Here is a 7932-nt window from a genome sequence, read left to right as displayed (position 1 = left end):
CCGCACCGAGCCGTCGCGGGCGGAGCGGACGGCCTGCGCCTCGGGGAGGTCGAGGTCGTAGGCCGCGTCGCGCTTGCCCGCGTTGACGAATGCCTGCTCGGGGGTCGGCCGGGACACGACCTGCGCCCAGAGCCGGAACGCCGGCTGCAGCGCGCCCTCTTCGGGGACGCGGTTGAAGGGGGTGAGGTGGCGGTAGTGGCCGTCGTCGTGGCTGACGTACGCGCCGGAGCGCAGCAGCCTGCACACGGGGCGGCTGAGCGCGGGCACGTCCGCGAAGACCTCCGCGACCGCGTCGAACCAGGCGCTGCCGCCCGCGCTGAGCAGGATCTCCTCGTCGGCCGAGAGCTCCGCGAAACGGCCGTCCGCGTCGAAGGAGGCGGCCAGCGCGACGAGCCGGCCGAGCCACGCGCGGACCCGTTCGGGCGTGGCGTCCGGGACCTCGCCCTCGTATCCGGCGACCCCCACCAGGCGCAGCGTGGACACGGCGGCCACCGCGTCGGCGACCGCCGCGCAGTCCTCCTCCGTCCGGGCGCCGGTGCGTGCGCCCTGCCCGGCGCCCAGCTCGACGACGACGTCGACGGGGCGCACGGCACCGGCCGCGCGCAGGGCCTCGTCCATCAGCTCGACCCCGCGCACCGAGTCGACGTAGCAGGCGAAGGTGAAGTCCGGGTCGGCGTCCAGCTCGCGGGCGAGCCAGCCGAGGGCGACGGGGTCGACGACCTCGTTGGCGAGGAAGATCCGGCGGATGCCGTGGGCCCGGTACACCCGCGCCTGGTGCGGGACGGCGGCCGTGATGCCCCAGGCGCCGTAGTCCAGCTGACGGGCGAAGAGCTGCGGGGACATCGACGTCTTGCCGTGCGGGGCGAAGGCCAGTCCGTGCCGCTCGGTGTACGTCTCCAGGAGGGCGAGGTTCGCCTCGACGGACTCGGCGGACAGCGCCAGTACGGGCGTGGTGAACCCGCCGGTGAACAGGTTCCGGCGTTCGGCGGCCAGGGCGCCGACGGTCAGCCCCTCGGCGTCGGGCGGCAGCCCCTTGAAGCGGTGGTCGACGCGTTCACCGGCGAGTGCGGAGAGCGCGGCGGGCTGCTGCTCGGCGGCCAAGGGAGCCTCCTCGGAGAAGTGATGTTGCAAAGCTTGCAACGGGCATTGCGTATATCGCTTGGGGCTGTCTAACATCCGAGCCGATGCCGGGTCAATGGTCACCACCGGCGCCCACGGCCGACCACGAGGAGCCCGCAGTGCCCGGACACGCAGCCAGGACACCCGCCGCGGACACGGACGTCGTCTGCCTCGGTGAGTCCATGGTCACGTTCCTGCCCTCGCGGCCCGGCCGCCTCGCCGACGTCCCGGCCTTCACCCGGGGCATCGGCGGTGCCGAGTCCAACGTCGCCTGCGCACTGGCCTCGGCCGGGCACGCGGTGCGATGGGTCAGCCGGGTCGGCGCCGACGGGTTCGGGGACCACCTCGTCGAGGCGGTCTCCGCGTACGGGGTCGACACCTCCGCCGTACGCCGCGACCCGGACCGCCCCACCGGCGTCTACTTCCGCACCGCCACGGACCGGGCCACCGACGTCCACGAGGTGGCGTACTACCGGGCCGGGTCCGCCGCCTCCGCGATGGCCCCGCACAACGTCCCCCACGACGCCCTCCTCGGCGGCCGGGTCCTGCACCTGTCCGGCATCACCGCCGCGCTCTCCACCGACTGCCTGGCCCTGCTCCACGAGCTGACCGCCCCCCGCCCCGAGGGCCCCCTGCTCTCCTTCGACGTGAACCACCGGCCCGGCCTGTGGCGGCCCGGCGGCCCCGGCCCCGGTGTCCTGCTGGACCTCGCCCGCCGCTGCGACCTCGTCTTCGCCGGGGAGGACGAGGCGGAGGAGGCCTGGGGCGTCACCGGTACGGCGGCCATCCGCGCCGCGCTGCCCGAACCGGACGTCCTCGTCGTCAAGCGGGGCGCGGACGGCGCCACCGTCTTCTCCCGGACCGGCGGCGGGCGGGACACCGTCACCGAGGTCCCCGCCCTGCACGTGGACGTCGTCGCCCCCGTCGGCGCCGGGGACGCGTTCGCCGCCGGGTTCCTCTCCGCCACCCTGCGCGGCCTGCCCGTACGCGACCGGGCCCGGCACGGGCACCTGATGGCCGCCGCCGTCCTCACCGTCCCCGGCGACCTCACCGCGCCCCCCGCCCGCCCGCTCGCCGACCGCCTCGCCGCCCTGGACGACACCGCCTGGGGCACACTTCGTCTCGGCCCCGGCTGGACAGCAGCCGCAGGGGCGAACGAGGAGGTACCCGCCACATGAGCCAGACCGTCGACCGCGCGCTGAGCATCCTGCCGCTGCTCGCCCAGGGCCCCGCCGACCTCGGCCGGGTCGCCGAACAACTCGGCGTCCACAAGTCCACGGCGCTGCGCCTGCTGCGTACGCTCCACGAGCACGGCCTCGTCCACCGTCAGGAGGACCAGCGCTACCGCCTCGGCGCCCGGCTCTTCGCCCTCGCCCAGGAAGCCGTCGAGAACCTCGACGTCCGCGAGATCGCCCACCCCCACCTCGTCGCACTCAACGAGAGCTGCGGGCACACCGTCCACCTCGCCGTGTACGAGGACGAGGAGGTCCTCTACATCGACAAGGTCGAGAGCCGCTACCCGGTACGGATGTACTCGCGGATCGGCAAACCCGTCGCGATCACCGTCGCCGCGGTCGCCAAGCTGCTCCTCGCCGACCTGCCCGAGCCCGAGCGGCGAGCGATCGCCGAACGGCTCGACTACCCCCTGTACACGTCCCGTTCGACCCCGAACGCCGGCGCCTTCCTCAAGGAACTCGCCGTCGTCCGCGAACAGGGCTGGGCCACCGACCTCGGCGGCCACGAGGAGTCCATCAACTGCGTCGGCGCCCCCATCCGGGGCGCGGACGGGCGGGTCGTCGCCGCCATGTCGGTGTCCGCGCCGAACGTGGTCGTCACCGCCGAGGAACTCCTCACCCTGCTCCCGCTGGTGCGCCGCACCGCCGACGCCGTCAGCCGGGAGTACTCCGGCACCTCCACCCCCGCGAAGAAGGCCTGAACCACCATGACCGAGAAGACCGCCCTCACCCCCAGCACCCACACCACCCCGCCCGCCAAGTTCTCGCACGGGGTGAGGAAGGGGAACATCCTCCAGGTCGCGGGCCAGGTCGGCTTCCTGCCCGCCGTCGAGGGCCAGGCCCCCACCCCGGCCGGCCCCACCCTGCGCGAGCAGACCCTCCAGACCTTCGCCAACGTCAAGGCCATCCTGGAGGAGGGCGGCGCGAGCTGGGACGACGTGATGATGATGCGCGTCTACCTCACCGACGTCGACCACTTCGCCGAGATGAACGCGATCTACAACGAGTACTTCGAGCAGCAGGGCCTCACCGCCCCCGCCGCCGCCCGTACGACGGTCTACGTGGGCCTGCCCAAGGGGCTGCTCATCGAGATCGACGCCCTCGCCGTCCTGGGCTGACGTCCGCCGGGCCCCTGGGGCCCGCACCACCGCCTGCACCGCCTCCGACCCCCTGAGCCGCTTGCCCCACCCCGCGCACCACCCCACCCCGCACCACGGCCCGGCGCTCCGACCTCGCCCCACGGGAGCGCCGTGCCGCGCTCCCCCCTGCCCGAAACACCCTCACCCTCACCGGAGTTGACCGATCGTGCTCCCCTTCGCCGCACCGGCCGCCGCCGAGGCGCCACCCCACACCGGTGGACTCCTCCTCCTGATCGACGGCACCGCGGGCCTGCTGACCGTCGCCGTCCTCGGTATCGCGCTCCTGCTCCTGCTGATCATCAAGGCCAGGCTGCAGCCGTTCGTCGCGCTGCTCGCCGTCTCCATAGCCGTCGGCCTGGGGGCCGGCCTCTCCGTCACCGAACTCTTCGGAACGGTCCAGAAATCCGCGGCGGTCTCCGTCATCGAGTCCGGCATGGGCGGCATCCTCGGCCACGTCGCGATCATCATCGGGCTGGGCACGATGCTCGGCGCGATCCTGGAGGTGTCCGGCGGCGCCGAGGTGCTGAGCACCCGCCTGCTGAACCTCTTCGGGGAGAAGCGGGCCCCGCTCGCCATGGGCCTCACCGGCCTCATCTTCGGTATCCCGGTCTTCTTCGACGTCGGCATCTTCGTCCTCGCGCCGATCGTCTACGCCGCCGCCAAGCGCAGTGGGAAATCGATCCTCCTGTACGCGATGCCGCTGCTGGCCGGCCTCTCCATGACCCACGCGTTCCTGCCGCCGCACCCCGGACCGGTCGCCGCCGCCGGACTGTTCGACGTCTCGCTGGGCTGGGTCATCCTGATGGGCGCCCTCGTCGGCATCCCGTCGGTCCTCGCCGCCTGGGCCTACGCCGCCTGGATCGGCAACCGCCTCTTCGTCGACGTACCGCAGGACATGGTCGAGGCCGCCGCCGAGTCGAAGGCCGCCGTCGTCGCCGAGCAGCGGGCCGCCGGGGCCACCCCGCACGAGAAGCCCGTCGCGCTGGGCACCGTGCTCGCGATCATCGGCACCCCGCTGGTGCTGATCCTCGCCGCGACGTTCTCCTCGATCGCGCTCGACCCCTCCCTCTTCCGCTCGGTCGTCGAGTTCTTCGGCAACCCGTTCGTCGCCCTGACCCTCGCGCTGCTGCTCGCCTACTACCTGCTGGGCATCCGCCGCGGCTGGTCCCGCAAGTCCCTCGAAGCGGTCTCCACCGCCTCGCTCAAGCCGGTCGGCAACATCCTGCTGGTGGTCGGCGCGGGCGGCATCTTCGGCGCCGTGCTCAAGGGCAGCGGCATCGCGGACGCGCTCGCCGACACCTTCAACGACGTGGGCCTGCCGGTCATCCTCCTCGCCTGGCTGATCTCGGTCGTCCTGCGGGTCGCCCAGGGCTCGGCGACGGTCGCGATCGTCACCACCGCCGGCATCGTCGTCCCGCTGGTCGAGGGCCAGGACATGTCGCAGGGGCACCTGGCGCTCATCATCATGGCGATCTCGGCGGGCTCCATCTTCGCCTCGCACGTCAACGACGGCGGCTTCTGGATGGTCTCCAAGTACTTCGGCATCTCGGAACGCGACACCCTGAAGTCCTGGACCGTCCTGGAGACCGTGCTGTCGGTCGCCGGATTCGTCGTCGCGGCGGCCCTGAGCCTGGTGATCTGATACGGCGTCAGCCCGGGCCCGCCCGGGCCCGCCCGGGGCGGACCCGGGCTGACGCGGCACCGGTCACCGTGGTGCCCAGGCCGGAAGCGCGGCCGAGGGCGCCGCAGACCGCTCTGATAGCGTCCTCGTTCGGACCAGCGCGGGGGGAAGGGCATGCGATGCGCGGCATACGAGGGCGCACCTGGCTGCTTTACGCCGTAGTCGGCGGGGTGGCCGCGGCCCTCGTCGCCGGGGGTCTGGTGTGGTCCTCGGCCGGGCGGGCGCGGCAGCGGACCGACAACCTGGAGCAACTGGAGCACGCCTGCGCGGGGTTGCTGCCCCACGAGCAACTGCGGGACTTCGTGCCGGCGGACAGCGCCGGGGTGCTCGACGAGTACGGCACGATGCTCGACCCGGACCAGGAGAGCCGGGCGTTGCTGAACTGCACGCTCGCCTGGGGCCCGGGGCGGTGGGAGCCCGACGCGCTCGTCCGGGTGCGGGCGGAAGCGCTGGTCGCGGCGCAGGCCGGGGGAGCCGGGTCCGTCTACGACTTCCCGTTTCCCCTCCCGTCGGGCGTACGGGGCAGCACCACGTCCGACGGACGGCTGCACGGCAGCGAGGTCCGCGCCCACCTGCGGGTGGACTGCCCCCGCGGGGTACGGGGCCGGAGCCTGCCGTCGAAGGGTTTCGACGTCTCGGTGAAACTGCCGTCGAAACAGGACCGCGAGTACGACGTGTCCGACGCCGAGTACCTGCTCGTGGCCCGCACGGCCGTGGACGTCGCCAACTGGGTGATCGGGCGGCAGGACTGCGGCCGCGGACCGATCGGCACGGACGCCTCGCCCCACCGGGTCGAAGGTCCCACGCCGACGGAGCTCTGCGCGTGGATCGACCCGGAGGAGCTGCGGTTCGCCGGAGGGGACTGGACGTTCTCCGGAGACGGCGCGTACGACGGGCGCGCCGGGTACTGCGCGGGCAGCACCACCGGATTCGGCTACCCGGCCGACCTGCCCGTCGAGGAGCTGCGGGCGGAGAGCTGGTCGGGAGAGTTCGCCCGGGGCGCGTACGAGCGCTACTCCCGCGCCGGAGCCGCTCCCACCGAGGGCCCCCGGTCACCCGGAGCCAAGGACGGCGGTGTGGTGCTCGACACCGAGGAGTTCCCCCGCCCGCAGCTGGCCCTGTGGGCGAAGTCGCAGTGCGACGGCGGACCGAGCTACCACCGCATCGCCGTCACCCCCGCACTCGACGCGGGGAGAGAGCGGGACGTCGTCGTGGAGGCCGGGGTCCGCAGGCGGTTCTCCACGGACGCGCAGGCCGCCCTCGACCGCTACCTGACGGCCGGCGGCAGCTGGCCGCAGCGTGCGCACTGCCACGACACGGAGGTCCTGGGGGAGGTGGAGGAATGGTCCCGGTGAAGCGGTACGCGGCGAGGGCCGGAGCCGGGCTGGGCGCGCTGGCGCTGGTCGCGGGCGGTGTCCTCTGGTTCGGCGGCGGCTACGACCGCTGGTCCTCCGGCCGGGTGCTCACCCAGGCCTGTGACGGGGTGCTCCCCGCCGACGAGGTCCGTTCCGTCCTCGGCGACCGCCATCTCAAGGCCGGGAAGAACACGAGCGAGGGGAGCCTCGACGACACCACGACCTCGCTGCGGGTGGTGTGCGGCGTCAGCCGCGACGTCGACGCGGACGCGGGGGAGTACCCCGGCGACGGGTCGGTGAGGGTCACCGTCAGCGGGGTGCCGACCCTCGACCACGAGGACCGCGCCTACGAGAGCCTCTACCCATCGGTGCGGTCCGCGCTGCCGCCCACCCCGTTGGGCCAGGGATGGAACGGTGTGTTCAGCACGGGTGGATCCCGCGGCGCGGAGGCGAAGGCCACCACCTCCGTGCTGCTGGACTGCGCGGCGGGCCCGGGCGACCTGCTGGTCACCGTCGAGGCGGAGGTGGGCGGGTACCTGGACGACACCCCCCTCGACGACCCGCGGCGCCGTACCGCGTTCGCACGCATCGCCACCGCCACGGCCGCCAACGCCTCCCGCACGTGGAACTGCGACGCGGACCTCGGCACACCGCTGTCCACGGTCGCCCTGCCCGTGAACGAGGACGAGTACGTGGCCCTCGCGGACGCCGAGGGGACCTGTTCCGGCATCAGCGCCCGGGGGAAGGCGGTGGTGCGGGCCTGGGAGAGCGAGCGCGGCACCGCACCGTTCGAGCAGTGCGTGCTCGGCGGCGCCGACGGCCACACCGTCTACACGCTCGTCGCGCAGTACGGCCCGTACGCGGAGAGCGAGTTGCACGTCCTCACCACGGGTTCCGGGACACGGAACCCGGTCGAGGCCGGCCAGCGGGCGGGTGTCCTGCCCGACGGCAGCTACTGGACCACCGCCGACTGCCCCGGCGGCGGGGAACCCGCCCTCTTCCGGCTCGTGCGGTACGACGACAAGGCCGAGGGGGGCGGGGCCGGCCGGGCGCACGCGCTCTCCGCGCTGAAGGTCTTCGCCGAGCGCTCGGCCGCGGCCCACCACTGTTCCGAGCCCGCCGCGCCCACGCACACCGACGCGCCGTGACCGGGGGAGAGGCATGAGCGGACGACGTACCTGGGCGGCAGGGGCGGCGCTGGTCCTGGCGCTCACGGCCGGCGGGCTGATCTGGGGGTCCGGCCTCCGGGGCGGCACGGAGGGGAGCCCCGCCGACACCTGCCGGGGAGCACTGGCGGCCGAGGAGGCCGAGGCGTACTTCGGCGGTGCCGAGCTGGAGTTCAGCGGGCGGACAGCCGAGCAGATGGGCCAGGAGACCGAGTACTGCGAGGCGGGGGCCGCGGC

General features: G+C 73.6%; 7 protein-coding genes and 1 pseudogene. 7 read left to right on the top strand and 1 reads right to left on the bottom strand.

Going from position 1 to position 7932, the window contains the following annotated elements; genetic code table 11:
* Nucleotides 1-1101, bottom strand: a 1101-nt coding sequence (locus IH13_RS0111435; protein ID WP_031083489.1) for an alanine racemase, incomplete at its 3' end; no start/stop codon positions are given.
* 137 nt (nt 1102-1238) lie between these two features.
* Here IH13_RS0111435 and IH13_RS0111430 point away from each other — a divergent pair.
* The 7 genes and pseudogenes from IH13_RS0111430 to IH13_RS0111400 all read left to right on the top strand — a co-directional run.
* Nucleotides 1239-2297 (top strand): sugar kinase, encoded by a 1059-nt coding sequence (locus IH13_RS0111430; protein ID WP_031083486.1) that lies wholly within the window; start codon nt 1239-1241, stop codon nt 2295-2297.
* Nucleotides 2294-3055 carry an IclR family transcriptional regulator gene (locus tag IH13_RS0111425; RefSeq protein WP_031083485.1) on the top strand — a complete coding sequence of 254 codons (762 nt, stop codon included), beginning with the start codon at nt 2294-2296 and terminating at the stop codon, nt 3053-3055. Before IH13_RS0111430 ends, IH13_RS0111425 begins: the two co-directional genes overlap by 4 nt.
* A 6-nt stretch (nt 3056-3061) precedes the next feature.
* Nucleotides 3062-3472 (top strand): RidA family protein, encoded by a 411-nt coding sequence (locus IH13_RS0111420; RefSeq protein WP_031083483.1) that lies wholly within the window; start codon nt 3062-3064, stop codon nt 3470-3472.
* Nucleotides 3473-3659: 187 nt separating this feature from the next.
* The gene (locus tag IH13_RS0111415) at nt 3660-5135 is read left to right on the top strand and encodes a GntP family permease (protein ID WP_031083481.1); all 1476 of its coding nucleotides are present in this window, start codon (nt 3660-3662) and stop codon (nt 5133-5135) included.
* 158 nt (nt 5136-5293) lie between these two features.
* The gene (locus tag IH13_RS0111410; protein WP_031083478.1) at nt 5294-6529 is read left to right on the top strand and encodes a hypothetical protein; all 1236 of its coding nucleotides are present in this window, start codon (nt 5294-5296) and stop codon (nt 6527-6529) included.
* On the top strand, nt 6517-7677 hold the full coding sequence (locus tag IH13_RS0111405) for a hypothetical protein (protein WP_031083476.1): 1161 nt from the start codon (nt 6517-6519) through the stop codon (nt 7675-7677). Before IH13_RS0111410 ends, IH13_RS0111405 begins: the two co-directional genes overlap by 13 nt.
* A gap of 13 nt (nt 7678-7690) precedes the next feature.
* Nucleotides 7691-7932: pseudogene (locus IH13_RS0111400) on the top strand (hypothetical protein); the annotation flags it as partial.

Source organism: Streptomyces sp. NRRL WC-3549 (assembly GCF_000721935.1).
Taxonomy (GTDB): Bacteria; Actinomycetota; Actinomycetes; order Streptomycetales; family Streptomycetaceae; genus Streptomyces.
The sequence above is the reverse complement of the archived record's forward strand: the minus strand, read 5'-3'. Positions and strand labels throughout refer to the sequence as shown.

Bases quoted from the DNA above. Each gene is read 5' to 3' on its own strand.
- IH13_RS0111425 (WP_031083485.1), top strand. From the start codon at position 2,294: ATGAGCCAGACCGTCGACCGCGCGCTGAGCATCCTGCCGCTGCTCGCC.
- IH13_RS0111420 (WP_031083483.1), top strand. From the start codon at position 3,062: ATGACCGAGAAGACCGCCCTCACCCCCAGCACCCACACCACCCCGCCC.
- IH13_RS0111410 (WP_031083478.1), top strand. From the start codon at position 5,294: ATGCGCGGCATACGAGGGCGCACCTGGCTGCTTTACGCCGTAGTCGGC.
- IH13_RS0111405 (WP_031083476.1), top strand. From the start codon at position 6,517: ATGGTCCCGGTGAAGCGGTACGCGGCGAGGGCCGGAGCCGGGCTGGGC.